Here is a 13,695-nt window from a genome sequence, read left to right as displayed (position 1 = left end):
AATCGTTTACGGGAGACGCGTGATGTCGATTATTCTCGGGATTGACCCAGGCTCACGCGTCACCGGTTATGGCGTTATCCGTCAGGTGGGACGCCAGTTAACCTACCTGGGCAGCGGCTGTATTCGCACCAAAGTGGACGATCTTCCTTCGCGCCTGAAGCTCATTTATGCGGGCGTGTCGGAAATCATCACCCAGTTTCAGCCGGACTATTTCGCCATCGAGCAGGTCTTTATGGCGAAAAACGCCGATTCAGCGCTAAAGCTCGGTCAGGCGCGCGGTGTCGCCATCGTCGCTGCCGTGAACCAGGATTTGCCGGTATTCGAATACGCGGCACGTCAGGTCAAGCAGACGGTGGTGGGCATTGGGAGCGCGGAGAAAAGCCAGGTGCAGCATATGGTGCGTACCTTGCTGAAGCTTCCCGCGAACCCGCAGGCCGATGCCGCCGATGCGCTGGCTATTGCGATTACCCACTGTCACGTCAGCCAGAATGCGATGCAAATGAGCGAGTCGCGGCTCAATCTGGCGCGAGGCAGGTTACGATAATCAGAAATCAGGCTGGATAAACATCCAGCCTTTTTTTATTATGTCGGCAGTTAATTTCTCCCAGAACGCAGGAGCGTCACGTGATAGGCAGACTCAGAGGCATCATCATTGAAAAACAACCCCCGTTAGTGCTGCTGGAAGTGGGTGGCGTGGGCTATGAAGTCCATATGCCGATGACCTGCTTCTACGAGCTGCCGGACGCGGGCAAAGAGGCGATTGTCTTTACCCAGTTTGTGGTGCGTGAAGATGCCCAGCTGCTGTACGGCTTCAATAACAAACAGGAACGGACCCTGTTCCGCGAGCTGATTAAAACCAACGGCGTTGGTCCGAAGCTGGCGCTGGCGATTTTGTCCGGCATGTCGGCACCACAGTTTGTGAATGCCGTTGAGCGCGAAGATCCTGCGGCGCTGATTAAGCTCCCGGGCATTGGTAAGAAAACCGCCGAGCGCCTGATTGTCGAGATGAAAGACCGCTTTAAAGGTCTGCATGGCGATCTGTTCACTCCGGCTGCCGATTTGGTACTGACCTCTCCTGGCGGCCCTGCGACCGATGATGACGCCGAGCAGGAAGCGGTTGCCGCGCTGGTGGCGCTGGGCTATAAACCTCAGGAGGCCAGCCGTATGGTGAGCAAAATTGCCAGGCCGGACGCCAGCAGTGAAACCCTGATTCGTGAAGCGCTGCGCGCTGCATTGTGAGGTAAAGGATGATTGAAGCAGACCGCCTGGTGTCGGCAGGCACTATTCAGGCAGATGACGTGGTGGACCGCGCGATCCGCCCAAAACTGCTTGATGAGTATATCGGCCAGCCGCAGGTTCGTTCCCAGATGGAGATTTTCATCCAGGCGGCAAAGCTGCGCGGCGATGCGCTCGATCACCTGCTGATTTTTGGCCCTCCCGGTTTAGGCAAAACCACGCTGGCGAATATCGTCGCCAATGAGATGGGCGTCAACCTGCGCACCACCTCCGGCCCCGTGCTGGAGAAGGCGGGCGATCTCGCGGCGATGCTGACCAACCTCGAACCGCATGACGTGCTGTTTATCGATGAGATCCACCGCCTGTCACCGGTGGTGGAGGAAGTGCTCTATCCGGCGATGGAAGATTACCAGCTGGATATCATGATCGGTGAAGGCCCGGCCGCGCGCTCTATCAAAATCGATCTGCCGCCGTTTACCCTGATTGGCGCCACCACCCGCGCCGGCTCGTTGACCTCTCCGCTGCGCGACCGTTTCGGCATCGTGCAGCGTCTCGAGTTTTACCAGGTGGCGGATCTCCAGCACATCGTTGGCCGTAGCGCCCGCTATATGGGGCTCGAAATGAGCGAAGAGGGCGCGTTTGAAGTGGCGAAGCGTTCCCGCGGTACGCCGCGTATCGCCAACCGCCTGCTGCGCCGCGTGCGTGACTTTGCCGAGGTGAAGCACGATGGCTCGATTTCCGCGGAGATCGCCGCTCAGGCGCTGGATATGCTGAACGTTGATGCCGAAGGCTTTGACTATATGGACCGTAAACTGCTGCTGGCGGTGCTGGATAAGTTCTTTGGCGGCCCGGTCGGGCTGGATAACCTGGCTGCGGCTATTGGGGAAGAGCGTGAGACGATTGAAGATGTGCTGGAGCCGTATCTGATTCAGCAGGGCTTTCTGCAACGCACCCCGCGTGGACGTATGGCAACGGTGAGGGCGTGGAATCATTTCGGCATTACGCCACCGGCAATGCCGTAAATCGTGCCGGATGACGGTTTCGGATGGTTTTGTAGCCCCGGTAAGCGAAGCGCCACCGGGGACATACCCGCTACTGTGCGGTCTTCTTCATCATACTGAAGATAAACAATACCGCTGCACTTAGCACCACTGACGGCCCCGCAGGCGTGTCATAGAACGCCGAGAAGGTTAACCCACCCGTTACCGCAATCATTCCGATAATCACGGCTATGCCGGCCATCTGCTCCGGCGTACGGGCAAAACGACGCGCCGTGGCAGCAGGGATGATCAGCAGCGACGTAATAATCAGCGCGCCGACAAACTTCATTGCGACACCAATCGTTAACGCCGTCACCAGCATCAGCAGCAGTTTTACGCGCTGCAGCTTCACGCCGTCGACAAAGGCCAGATCAGGACTGACGGTCATGGCCAGTAAATTCCGCCACTGCCAGAGCAGTATAGCGAGCACCACCACCACGCCAACGGCGATAGCGATAAGATCTTCCGGCGTCACGGCCAGCAGGTCGCCGAAGAGGTAGGCCATCAGATCCACGCGGATTTTCGACATCAGGCTGACCACCACAAGGCCCAGAGACAGGGCACTGTGCGCCATAATGCCAAGCAGCGTATCAATGGCGAGGTGAGGGCGCTTTTCCAGCCAGACCAGACCGGCGGCCAGCAGCAACGTGACCACAATCACCGCGTAGAAGGGGTTTACATCCAGCAGCAGACCAAAGGCAACGCCCAGCAGAGACGCGTGCGCCAGGGTATCGCCAAAATAGGACATTCTGCGCCAGACAACAAACGAGCCGAGTGGACCCGCGGCGCAGGCAAGCATAATCCCGGCCAGCCAGCCGGGCAGTAACAGTTCAATCATGAGTGTCCATTTCCCCGGCGCAGTACGATTCGTCCCTGTAAATCATGGCGATGATTATGATGATGACGGTAAATACCCAGCTGTTCAGCGCCGCGGGGGCCGAACATGGAGATAAATTCCGGGTGCATTGACACCACTTCAGGCGTACCGGAGCAGCAGATATGGTGGTTAAGACACAGCACTTCGTCGGTTTTTGCCATCACCAGATGGAGATCGTGAGACACCATCAGCACGGCGCAATCAAGCTCCCGACGTAGCTGGTCGATCAAATCATAAAGCGCTACCTGACCATTCACATCCACACCCTGAGTTGGCTCATCCAGTACCAGCAGCTGCGGGCTGCTCAGCAGCGCGCGGGCAAGTAAAACACGCTGAGTTTCACCGCCGGACAGTTTTTGCAGTGGCGCATCGACAAGATGGCCCGCCTGCACGCGTTTCAGCGCCGGGAGAATATCGGCTTTACGGGTGCCGGGGCGCAGACGCAGGAAACGGCTGACTGTCAGCGGCAGCGTGGCGTCGAGGTGAAGTTTTTGCGGCACATAGCCAACACGCAATTTTTCCTCGCGCTTAATCACGCCTTCATCGGGTGCGACCAGACCCAGCACCACGCGCACCAGGGTGGATTTGCCTGCGCCATTGGGGCCGAGCAGCGTCAGAATTTTGCCGGGCTTCAGATCGAGCGACACGTCAGAGAGGACGCGGCGCTGCCCGAATGAGACCGAAATATTTTCAAGAGAAACCAATGTCGTCATGTCATTTTAAGCTTGAAGAAGTCAACGAATGTTATAATATCACATTCCACGCATTCACTACGATGATTAGTCGCATTATGTTACATAAAAATACGCTTCTTTTCGCAGCATTATCCGCTGCCCTTTGGGGTACAACCGCACAAGATGTTAACGCTGCGGTTGTCGCTTCGCTTAAACCACTCGGTTTCATCGCGTCCGCCATTGCCGACGGGGTAACGGAAACCCAGGTTCTGCTCCCTGATGGTGCATCCGAGCATGACTATTCCCTGCGTCCGTCAGATGTAAAACGCTTACAAAACGCGGACTTAGTTGTCTGGATTGGTCCGGAAATGGAAGCGTTCATGCAGAAGTCAGCAAAACAGGTTGCTGGCGAAAAACAGGTCGCGATTGCCGAACTCGCCGGCGTGAAACCGTTGCTCATGAAAGGGGCGGATGACGACGGCGACGAACATGACCATCATGCCGCAGACGGCGAAAAAGGTGATGGAGATCACCATCACGGCGAGTACAACATGCATCTTTGGTTATCCCCAGAGATAGCGCGGCTTTCAGCGGTTGCAATCCACGACAAATTAGTGGAACTTATGCCGCAAAGTCGAGCCAAACTAGACGCCAACCTGAAGGATTTTGAGGCACAATTAGCCGCAACCGATAAGCAGGTTGGTAATGAGCTCGCACCGTTGAAAGGTAAAGGGTATTTCGTTTTTCATGACGCCTACGGCTATTACGAAAAACACTACGGTTTGACCCCACTGGGCCACTTCACCGTCAACCCTGAAATTCAGCCTGGTGCGCAGCGTTTACATGAAATCAGAACACAGTTGGTTGAGCAGAAAGCGACATGCGTTTTTGCTGAGCCACAGTTCAGGCCAGCGGTCGTAGAAGCCGTGGCCAGGGGAACATCCGTGCGCATGGGAACCCTTGACCCGCTAGGTACGAATATCCAGTTGAGCAAAGCGAGCTACTCGCAGTTCCTCAGCCAACTGGCGAACCAGTATGCGAGCTGCCTGAAAGGAGATTAACGAGGAAGTGAATACGTGCAACAGATAGCCCGCTCTGTCGCCCTGGCATTTAACAATCTGCCACGACCCCACCGCGTTATGCTGGGGTCGCTTACAGTTCTCACCTTAGCGGTCGCCGTCTGGCGGCCCTATGTTTACCACCCGAGTTCTGCCCCTATCATTAAAACCATTGAGCTTGAAAAGAGCGAAATCCGTTCTTTGCTGCCTGAAGCCAGTGAGCCTATCGACCAGGCGGCTCAGGAAGATGAAGCTATCCCGCAGGATGAGCTGGACGATAAAACCGAGAACGAGGCGGGTATCCACGAATATGTTGTCTCTACCGGGGATACGCTGAGCAGCGTGCTGAACCAGTACGGCATCGACATGGGCAATATCAGCCAGCTGGCGGCTGCGGATAAAGATCTTCGCAACCTGAAAATCGGACAACAGCTCTCCTGGACACTAACGGCGGATGGCGATCTCCAGCGTCTGACCTGGGAAATGTCCCGCCGCGAAACCCGTACCTACGATCGCACTGCAAACGGTTTCAAGATGACCAGCGAAATGCAGAAGGGCGACTGGGTTAACAGCGTTCTGAAAGGCACCGTGGGCGCGAGCTTTGTCTCCAGCGCGCGCGATGCAGGCTTGACCAGCGCTGAAATCAGCTCGGTGATCAAAGCCATGCAGTGGCAGATGGATTTCCGCAAGCTGAAGAAGGGCGATGAGTTCTCCGTCCTGATGTCCCGCGAAATGCTGGACGGCAAGCGCGAGCAAAGCCAGCTGCTGGGCGTACGTCTGCGCTCCGAGGGCAAAGATTACTACGCGATTCGTGCCGAAGACGGTAAGTTCTATGACCGCACCGGTACGGGCCTTGCAAAAGGCTTCCTGCGCTTCCCGACGGCAAAACAGTTCCGCGTCTCCTCTAACTTTAATCCGCGTCGTCTGAACCCGGTAACCGGCCGCGTCGCGCCGCACCGTGGCGTTGACTTTGCCATGCCGCAGGGCACGCCGGTACTGGCGGTAGGGGATGGCGAAGTGGTGGTGGCCAAGCGTAGCGGTGCCGCCGGATATTATGTCGCGGTACGTCATGGCCGCACTTATACGACCCGCTACATGCACCTGCGTAAGCTGCTGGTCAAACCGGGCCAGAAGGTGAAGCGTGGTGACCGTATCGCGATCTCCGGCAATACCGGACGCTCTACCGGCCCGCACCTGCACTATGAAGTGTGGATCAACCAACAGGCCGTGAACCCGCTGACGGCGAAACTGCCGCGCACCGAAGGCCTGACAGGTAAAGATCGTACTGATTATCTGGCGCAGGTGAAAGAGGTGATGCCGCAGCTGAGCTTAAACTAAGCCCTCTGTTTTTGTTAAAAAAGCCGGCGCATACTGACGCCGGCTTTTTCTTTTGTGCGTGGACGACTGCCTCGCTACACTATCTGAATAAAATTTTGCGTCATCAGACCCTGGATCCAGCATGGAAACCAAAAAAAACAATATTGAATACATTCCTGAGTTTGAAAAATCCTTCCGCCATCCGCGCAACTGGGGCGCCTGGCTTGGTGTTTACGCTTTTGCGGGGATGGCGATGCTGCCTGCCTCTGTTCGCGATCCCGTTCTGGGGAAAATTGGCCGTCTGGCCGGGCGTTTGGGCAAGAGCGCCCGCCGCCGCGCGCAGATCAACCTTTACTACTGTTTTCCTGAGAAAAGCGACGCCGAGCGCGAGGCAATCATTGATGAGATGTATACCACCGCCCCGCAGGCAATGGCTATGATGGCTGAACTGGCGCTGAAAGGGCCGGATAAAATCGTCGATCGCGTTGACTGGAAAGGTCTGGACATTATCGAGGAGATGCGCCGCAATGACGAGAAAGTCATTTTCCTTGTCCCCCACGGCTGGGGTGTTGATATTCCGGCGATGCTGATGGCGTCTCAGGGCCAGAAAATGGCGGCGATGTTCCATAACCAGGGAAACAAAATCTACGATTTTGTCTGGAATACGGTGCGTCGTCGTTTTGGCGGACGTTTGCATGCGCGTAACGATGGCATTAAACCCTTCATTCAGTCGGTGCGTCAGGGGTACTGGGGATACTATCTGCCGGATCAGGACCACGGCCCCGAGCACAGCGAGTTTGTCGACTTCTTTGCGACCTATAAAGCGACGCTCCCCGCGATTGGCCGCCTGATGAAAGTCTGTCGTGCCCGCGTGATCCCGCTATTCCCGGTCTATGATGGCAAAACGCATCGTCTGAGCATTGAGGTCCGTCCGCCGATGGATGATCTGCTGACCGCTGACGACCACACGATCGCGCGTCGGATGAACGAAGAGGTGGAAATCCTGGTGGGGCCGCATGCCGAACAGTACACGTGGATCCTGAAGCTGCTTAAAACGCGTAAGCCGGGTGAAACAGAGCCCTATAAACGCAAAGAGCTTTATCCGAGGAAATAAAAAAAAGCCCTCTCCATATGGAGAGGGCTTTTTAACACAGCCGTTATTACTCGACGGTCATAACGCGCGTGGTGTTGGTTGAGCCGATGGTGCTCATCACGTCGCCCTGGGTCACAATGACGATATCACCGGATACCAGATAGCCTTTGTCGCGCAGCAGGTTTACGGCATCGTGCGCCGCAGCTACGCCGTCATTGGTGCTGTCGAAGTGAACCGGCGTCACGCCGCGGTACAGCGCGGTCAGGTTCAGCGTACGTTCGTGACGGGACATGGCGAAGATCGGCAGACCAGAGCTGATACGAGAGGTCATCAGCGCGGTGCGGCCAGATTCGGTCATGGTGATGATCGCGGTAACGCCCTTCAGATGGTTTGCCGCGTACATCGCTGACATCGCAATCGCTTCTTCCACGTTGTCAAACTGCACGTCCAGACGGTGTTTAGAGACGTTGATGCTTGGGATCTTTTCAGCGCCCAGGCAGACGCGCGCCATGGCGGCCACGGTTTCTGCCGGATACTGGCCTGCAGCGGTTTCAGCAGAGAGCATCACCGCATCGGTACCGTCCAGCACGGCGTTAGCCACGTCCATGACTTCTGCACGGGTTGGCATTGGGTTGGTGATCATCGATTCCATCATCTGAGTGGCTGTGATCACCGCGCGGTTCAGCTGACGTGCGCGACGGATCAGCGCTTTCTGGATCCCTACCAGCTCAGGGTCGCCAATTTCCACGCCCAGGTCACCACGCGCAACCATCACCACGTCGGACGCGAGGATCACATCGTCCATGGCATCTTGATCGCAAACGGCTTCCGCGCGTTCAACTTTCGCGACGATTTTAGCATCGCAGCCTGCATCACGCGCCAGACGACGCGCATAGTTCAGATCTTCGCCGCAGCGCGGGAAGGAGACCGCCAGGTAGTCAACGCCGATCAGCGCAGCCGTCACGATGTCCGCTTTGTCTTTATCGGTAAGCGCTTCTGCAGAGAGGCCGCCGCCCAGTTTGTTGATGCCTTTATTGTTGGAGAGCGGGCCGCCGACGGTGACTTCGGTGAACACTTTCATGCCCTGAACTTCCAGCACCTTCAGCTGTACGCGACCGTCGTCGAGCAGCAGGATATCGCCCGGCACCACGTCAGCCGGCAGGCCTTTATAGTCGATACCGACTTTCTCTTTATCGCCTTCGCCTTTGCCCAGGTTGGCATCAAGCAGGAATTTGTCGCCGATATTGAGGAAAACTTTACCCTCTTTAAAGGTCGATACGCGGATTTTTGGACCCTGCAAATCGCCGAGGATAGCAACGTGGCGGCCCAGTTTGGCTGCGATTTCACGCACTTTATCGGCACGTAACTTATGGTCTTCTGGCGTACCGTGAGAGAAGTTCATACGCACCACGTTGGCGCCGGCGGCGATAATTTTCTCAAGATTATTATCGCGATCGGTGGCCGGGCCTAAGGTGGTTACGATCTTGGTTCTGCGAAGCCTTCTGGACATGTAATACTCCGTTGACTGAAACAACTTTGGTGTTGCGTGAACATTGAATCGGCCTTCATCTGCTGCAAGGCAGCGGAGAGTGGACCGAATGCCGTAAATCGTTACATCGTAATTATTGGTTACGTCTTCGTTATTAACTATCAGGGAACATCGCTCTTTATAAGCAATTCTTTATCAAAACGCGATTCCTTCAGCGCTTCCTTGACCCGCTTCAAGTTATCCCGGAATTTTGCGCCCCGACGCAAAGTAAAACCGGTTGCCAGCACGTCAATCACGGTGAGCTGCGCCAGTCGGGAAACCATCGGCATATAAATGTCGGTGTCCTCCGGCACGTCGAGGGTGATCGCCAGCGTCGCCTCACGGGCCAGCGGCGTGCCTGCCGTGGTGAGGGCAATCACCATGGCATCGTTTTCACGGGCCAGCTGCGCCAGCTCTACCTGACTCTTGGTGCGGCCGGTGTGCGAAATCAGTACCACGACGTCATCTTCACTGCAATTCATACAGCTCATGCGTTGCAGCACAATGTCATCGGAATAAATAACCGGGACGTTAAAGCGGAAAAATTTGTTCATCGCGTCATGCGCCACGGCCGCCGACGACCCGAGACCAAAGAACGCAATCCGCTTGGCCTGGGTGAGTAAATCCACCGCGCGATTCACGGAACTCATGTCCAGAGACTGGCGCACGTGATCAAGCGAAGCCATGGCCGATTCAAAAATTTTCGCGGTATAGGCATCAACGCTGTCGTCTTCATCCACATTACGATTAACATATGGGGTGCCGTTAGCCAGACTTTGTGCCAGATGCAGTTTAAAATCAGGGAAGCCGCGCGTTTCCAGGCTGCGGCAAAAGCGATTGACCGTCGGTTCGCTAACATCCGCTTCCTGTGCCAGAGCGGCGATGCTTGAATGAATCGCCTGAGCGGGGGAGGCGAGAATGACCTCGGCCACTTTTCGCTCGGATTTGCTAAGGTGTTCCAGTTGAAACTGGATTTTTTCCAGCATGTTCATGTTAACAGCACGCTCATGGGTGTAAACGATTTCATAAATTGATGAAATCGTGATTCGATTTAGCCGATATTACCCTTGTGGCTTCCATTAAGGGTAACAATCGACAAGATAATGTTGTTGTTTTTTTTCATTACTTGATCGGTGTCGGGTTTTGCTGTGACCCTGTTGCGCAAAGAAACGGCGGTTGTTGCGTCATTGCGCCGTCGTAATCCTCCAGAGGGGGAAAAATCGCGGTATCGCACGCGACGATAAGCGCTAATGGTTTCGGGAATGACGTAAAAGCAGTACAGTGCATTGTAATAAAATTACAACGATACCTGGCAGAAGTACCAGGTGATCCAACTGAGGAGAATGACATGGCGGTAACGCAAACAGCCCAGGCATGTGACCTGGTCATTTTCGGCGCGAAAGGCGACCTTGCACGCCGAAAATTGCTGCCTTCCCTGTATCAACTGGAGAAAGCGGGCCAAATTCATCCGGATACCCGTATCCTGGGTGTAGGGCGCGCCGACTGGGACAAGGACGCTTATACCAAAGTCGTCCGCGAGGCGCTCGAAACTTTCATGAAGGAAAAAATTGATGAAAGTTTGTGGGATACCCTGAGTGGACGCCTCGATTTCTGCAACCTGGACGTCAACGACGTCAGCGCGTTTACCCGCTTAGGCGCGATGCTGGATCAGAAAAACCGTGTCACCATTAACTATTTCGCCATGCCGCCAAGCACCTTCGGCGCCATCTGCAAAGGTCTGGGCGAAGCCAAACTGAACGCCAAACCGGCGCGCGTCGTGATGGAGAAGCCGCTGGGTACGTCGCTGGCAACCTCGCGTGAAATCAATGACCAGGTGGGCGAGTTCTTTGAAGAGTGCCAGGTATACCGTATCGACCACTATCTCGGTAAAGAGACGGTTCTGAACCTGCTGGCGCTGCGTTTCGCTAACTCCCTGTTTGTGAATAACTGGGACAACCGCACTATCGACCACGTGGAAATCACCGTGGCGGAAGAGGTGGGGATTGAAGGCCGCTGGGGTTACTTTGACCAGGCCGGCCAGATGCGCGACATGATCCAGAACCACCTGCTGCAAATTCTGTGCATGATTGCCATGTCTCCACCGTCTGACCTGACGGCTGACAGCATCCGTGACGCAAAAGTGAAAGTGCTGAAGTCACTGCGCCGCATCGACCGCTCCAACGTGCGTGAGAAGACCGTCCGCGGTCAGTACACCGCCGGGTTTGCGCAAGGCAAAAAAGTGCCGGGCTACCTGGAAGAAGAGGGCGCGAACAAGTCCAGCAACACCGAGACGTTCGTGGCGATCCGCGTGGATATCGACGACTGGCGTTGGGCGGGCGTTCCGTTCTACCTGCGCACCGGTAAACGTCTGCCGGCCAAATGTTCCGAAGTGGTTGTTTACTTCAAAAACCCGGAACTGAACCTGTTCAAAGAGTCCTGGCAGGAACTGCCGCAGAACAAGCTGACCATTCGTCTGCAGCCGGACGAAGGGGTGGATATCCAGATCCTGAACAAAGTGCCGGGGCTGGATCATAAACACAACCTGCAGACCACCAAGCTGGATCTGAGCTACTCCGAAACCTTCAACCAGACGCACCTGGCCGATGCTTACGAGCGTCTGCTGCTGGAAACCATGCGCGGTATCCAGGCGCTGTTCGTGCGTCGCGACGAAGTGGAAGAGGCGTGGAAATGGGTCGACTCCATCACCGAAGCCTGGGCTGCCGATCAGGATGCGCCAAAACCGTATCAGGCGGGTACCTGGGGACCTGTCGCGTCGGTGGCGATGATCACCCGCGATGGCCGCTCCTGGAACGAGTTTGAGTAAGATAATCCTCTAGCTCGAAAGTGTTATTTTACCGGTAACATGATCTAACACAGCTAGTGGCACAATTTTCAACTTTTAAGCTCCGCGTGGATTCACCCGCGGAGCTTTTTTTATTACACTGCCGGAAGTGATTTTGCCCCTGAGCTCCGGACAGCAAGCGTTTCAGCGTTGTTAACAACTGCCAGCGACTTTGTAAACTCCCGAGCCGGACAGATAATTTAGAGGAGCTTTTATGAATCCGACATTGTTACGCGTAACACAGCGCATTATCGAGCGCTCGAAAGAGACCCGTTCGGCCTACCTCGCCCGGATTGAACAGGCAAAGAGCAGCACCGTCCACCGATCTCAGCTGGCCTGCGGGAACCTGGCGCACGGCTTCGCCGCCTGCCAGCCCGATGATAAAGCGTCGCTGAAAAGCATGTTGCGTAACAATATCGCCATCATTACCTCCTATAACGATATGCTTTCCGCCCACCAGCCGTATGAGGTCTATCCCACTATCATCCGCAACGCGCTGCACAGCGTAAATGCGGTGGGGCAGGTGGCGGGCGGTGTACCTGCCATGTGTGACGGCGTGACGCAGGGGCAGGACGGTATGGAGCTGTCCCTGCTGAGCCGCGAAGTGATTGCGATGTCTGCCGCGGTGGGCCTGTCACACAATATGTTTGATGGCGCGCTGTACCTCGGCGTGTGCGACAAGATTGTCCCGGGCCTGGTGATGGCGGCGCTGTCGTTTGGGCATCTGCCTGCAATCTTCGTCCCGTCCGGACCAATGGCGAGCGGTCTGCCGAACAAAGAAAAAGTGCGTATTCGCCAGCTGTACGCGGAAGGCAAAGCAGACCGTCAGGCGCTGCTGGAGGCGGAAGCTGCGTCCTATCATGCGCCGGGGACCTGTACGTTCTACGGTACGGCTAACACTAACCAGATGGTGGTGGAGTTTATGGGGATGCAGCTTCCGGGCTCGTCCTTCATCCAGCCGGATGCACCGCTGCGCAAGGCGCTGACCGAGGCCGCGGCCCGTCAGGTCACGCGTCTGACCGGCAACGGCAACGAATGGATGCCGATGGGTAAAATGGTTGACGAAAAAGTCATTGTTAACGGGATTGTCGCGCTGCTGGCAACCGGGGGCTCAACCAACCACACCATGCATCTGGTGGCCATGGCGCGTGCGGCGGGCATTCTGATTAACTGGGATGACTTCTCCGAGATCTCTTCTGTAGTGCCGCTGATGGCGCGCCTGTACCCGAACGGTCCGGCGGATATTAACCACTTCCAGGCTGCAGGCGGCGTACCGCTGCTGATGCGCGAGCTGCTGAAAGGCGGACTGCTGCATGAAGACGTAAATACCGTGGCTGGCTTTGGCCTTCAGCGCTACACCCAGGAGCCGTGGCTGAACAACGGCGAGCTGGACTGGCGTGAAGGGGCGAGCGCGTCCCTTGATGCGCAGGTGATTGCCACGATCGACAAACCGTTCTCTCCTCATGGCGGCACCAAAGTGCTGAGCGGCAACCTCGGTCGTGCGGTAATGAAGACCTCTGCCGTACCGGAAGAGAACCAGGTTATCGAAGCGCCGGCGGTGGTGTTTGAAAGCCAGCACGACGTATTACCCGCCTTTGACGCCGGTCTGCTTGATAAAGACTGCGTGGTGGTGGTGCGTCACCAGGGGCCTAAAGCTAACGGGATGCCAGAATTACATAAACTTATGCCACCACTTGGTGTATTATTGGACCGCCGTTTCAAAATTGCGCTAGTCACCGATGGACGCCTCTCCGGGGCATCCGGTAAAGTGCCTTCAGCCATCCACGTGACGCCGGAAGCCTACGACGGCGGTCTGCTGGCGAAGGTACGCGACGGTGACATGATCCGCGTGAACGGCCAGACGGGTGAGTTAACCCTGCTGGTGGATGAAGCCGAGCTGGCGGCACGTCAGCCCCATATTCCTGACCTGAGCGCATCGCGCGTGGGGACCGGACGCGAAATGTTCAGCGCGCTGCGTGAGAAACTCTCCGGTGCGGAGCAGGGCGCAACCTGTATTACGTTTTAAGACG

General features: G+C 56.1%; 12 protein-coding genes. 8 read left to right on the top strand and 4 right to left on the bottom strand.

Translation table 11 applies throughout. From position 1 onward, the window contains the following. The first annotated feature begins 22 nt into the window (after positions 1–22). The 3 genes from ruvC to ruvB all read left to right on the top strand — a co-directional run bounded on the left by ruvC (position 23) and on the right by ruvB (position 2,258). On the top strand, positions 23–544 hold the full coding sequence (gene ruvC / locus ACMGGX_RS01385) for a crossover junction endodeoxyribonuclease RuvC (RefSeq protein ID WP_003859749.1): 522 nt from the start codon (positions 23–25) through the stop codon (positions 542–544). Between the two features lie 80 nt (positions 545–624). Continuing rightward, entirely contained in the window at positions 625–1,239 is a 615-nt protein-coding gene (gene ruvA, locus ACMGGX_RS01380) for a Holliday junction branch migration protein RuvA (RefSeq protein WP_348561377.1), read from the top strand. An 8-nt stretch (positions 1,240–1,247) separates the two neighbouring features. Continuing rightward, complete coding sequence (gene ruvB / locus ACMGGX_RS01375) at positions 1,248–2,258, top strand: Holliday junction branch migration DNA helicase RuvB (protein ID WP_023312235.1); 1,011 nt, start codon at positions 1,248–1,250, stop codon at positions 2,256–2,258. A 70-nt stretch (positions 2,259–2,328) separates the two neighbouring features. Here the strand turns inward: ruvB and znuB are convergent, their stop codons facing one another. Both znuB and znuC read right to left on the bottom strand, forming a co-directional pair. Then, positions 2,329–3,114, bottom strand: a complete 786-nt coding sequence (gene znuB, locus ACMGGX_RS01370) for a zinc ABC transporter permease subunit ZnuB (RefSeq protein WP_420297934.1) — start codon at positions 3,112–3,114, stop codon at positions 2,329–2,331. Then, the gene (gene znuC, locus ACMGGX_RS01365; protein ID WP_181593354.1) at positions 3,111–3,866 is read right to left on the bottom strand and encodes a zinc ABC transporter ATP-binding protein ZnuC; all 756 of its coding nucleotides are present in this window, start codon (positions 3,864–3,866) and stop codon (positions 3,111–3,113) included. Before znuC ends, znuB begins: the two co-directional genes overlap by 4 nt. Positions 3,867–3,943: 77 nt before the next feature. On the opposite strand from znuC, the gene znuA reads away from it, so the two are divergent. The 3 genes from znuA to lpxM all read left to right on the top strand — a co-directional run bounded on the left by znuA (position 3,944) and on the right by lpxM (position 7,316). Continuing rightward, positions 3,944–4,888 (top strand): zinc ABC transporter substrate-binding protein ZnuA, encoded by a 945-nt coding sequence (gene znuA, locus ACMGGX_RS01360; protein ID WP_063439346.1) that lies wholly within the window; start codon positions 3,944–3,946, stop codon positions 4,886–4,888. Between the two features lie 15 nt (positions 4,889–4,903). Next, positions 4,904–6,223 (top strand): murein DD-endopeptidase MepM, encoded by a 1,320-nt coding sequence (gene mepM / locus ACMGGX_RS01355; protein WP_023312231.1) that lies wholly within the window; start codon positions 4,904–4,906, stop codon positions 6,221–6,223. Positions 6,224–6,344: 121 nt separating this feature from the next. After that, a complete protein-coding gene (gene lpxM, locus ACMGGX_RS01350) occupies positions 6,345–7,316 on the top strand; it encodes a lauroyl-Kdo(2)-lipid IV(A) myristoyltransferase (RefSeq protein WP_023312230.1) in 972 nt (323 codons plus the stop codon). 46 nt (positions 7,317–7,362) lie between these two features. Here the strand turns inward: lpxM and pyk are convergent, their stop codons facing one another. Next, the gene (gene pyk, locus ACMGGX_RS01345) at positions 7,363–8,805 is read right to left on the bottom strand and encodes a pyruvate kinase (RefSeq protein ID WP_008500455.1); all 1,443 of its coding nucleotides are present in this window, start codon (positions 8,803–8,805) and stop codon (positions 7,363–7,365) included. Between the two features lie 140 nt (positions 8,806–8,945). Then, positions 8,946–9,815, bottom strand: a complete 870-nt coding sequence (locus ACMGGX_RS01340; protein ID WP_420297933.1) for a MurR/RpiR family transcriptional regulator — start codon at positions 9,813–9,815, stop codon at positions 8,946–8,948. A gap of 356 nt (positions 9,816–10,171) precedes the next feature. Between ACMGGX_RS01340 and zwf the strand changes: the two genes are divergently transcribed. Both zwf and edd read left to right on the top strand, forming a co-directional pair. Further along, complete coding sequence (gene zwf, locus ACMGGX_RS01335) at positions 10,172–11,647, top strand: glucose-6-phosphate dehydrogenase (RefSeq protein ID WP_023312228.1); 1,476 nt, start codon at positions 10,172–10,174, stop codon at positions 11,645–11,647. Between the two features lie 232 nt (positions 11,648–11,879). Next, positions 11,880–13,691: a phosphogluconate dehydratase gene (edd, locus tag ACMGGX_RS01330; RefSeq protein ID WP_047061092.1), complete on the top strand. Its 1,812-nt coding sequence runs from the start codon at positions 11,880–11,882 to the stop codon at positions 13,689–13,691. Positions 13,692–13,695 lie beyond the last annotated feature (4 nt).

Origin of the sequence: Enterobacter sp. BNK-29, assembly GCF_048684785.1 — a bacterium.
GTDB lineage: Bacteria > Pseudomonadota > Gammaproteobacteria > Enterobacterales > Enterobacteriaceae > Enterobacter > Enterobacter cloacae_M.
The sequence above is the reverse complement of the archived record's forward strand: the minus strand, read 5'-3'. Positions and strand labels throughout refer to the sequence as shown.

Excerpts from the sequence above, each read along its gene's own strand:
- lpxM (WP_023312230.1), top strand. The coding sequence starts at position 6,345 with ATGGAAACCAAAAAAAACAATATTGAATACATTCCTGAGTTTGAAAAA.
- zwf (WP_023312228.1), top strand. The coding sequence starts at position 10,172 with ATGGCGGTAACGCAAACAGCCCAGGCATGTGACCTGGTCATTTTCGGC.
- ACMGGX_RS01340 (WP_420297933.1), bottom strand. The coding sequence starts at position 9,815 with ATGAACATGCTGGAAAAAATCCAGTTTCAACTGGAACACCTTAGCAAA.
- edd (WP_047061092.1), top strand. The coding sequence starts at position 11,880 with ATGAATCCGACATTGTTACGCGTAACACAGCGCATTATCGAGCGCTCG.
- znuC (WP_181593354.1), bottom strand. The coding sequence starts at position 3,866 with ATGACGACATTGGTTTCTCTTGAAAATATTTCGGTCTCATTCGGGCAG.
- ruvB (WP_023312235.1), top strand. The coding sequence starts at position 1,248 with ATGATTGAAGCAGACCGCCTGGTGTCGGCAGGCACTATTCAGGCAGAT.
- pyk (WP_008500455.1), bottom strand. The coding sequence starts at position 8,805 with ATGTCCAGAAGGCTTCGCAGAACCAAGATCGTAACCACCTTAGGCCCG.
- ruvC (WP_003859749.1), top strand. The coding sequence starts at position 23 with ATGTCGATTATTCTCGGGATTGACCCAGGCTCACGCGTCACCGGTTAT.
- znuB (WP_420297934.1), bottom strand. The coding sequence starts at position 3,114 with ATGATTGAACTGTTACTGCCCGGCTGGCTGGCCGGGATTATGCTTGCC.
- znuA (WP_063439346.1), top strand. The coding sequence starts at position 3,944 with ATGTTACATAAAAATACGCTTCTTTTCGCAGCATTATCCGCTGCCCTT.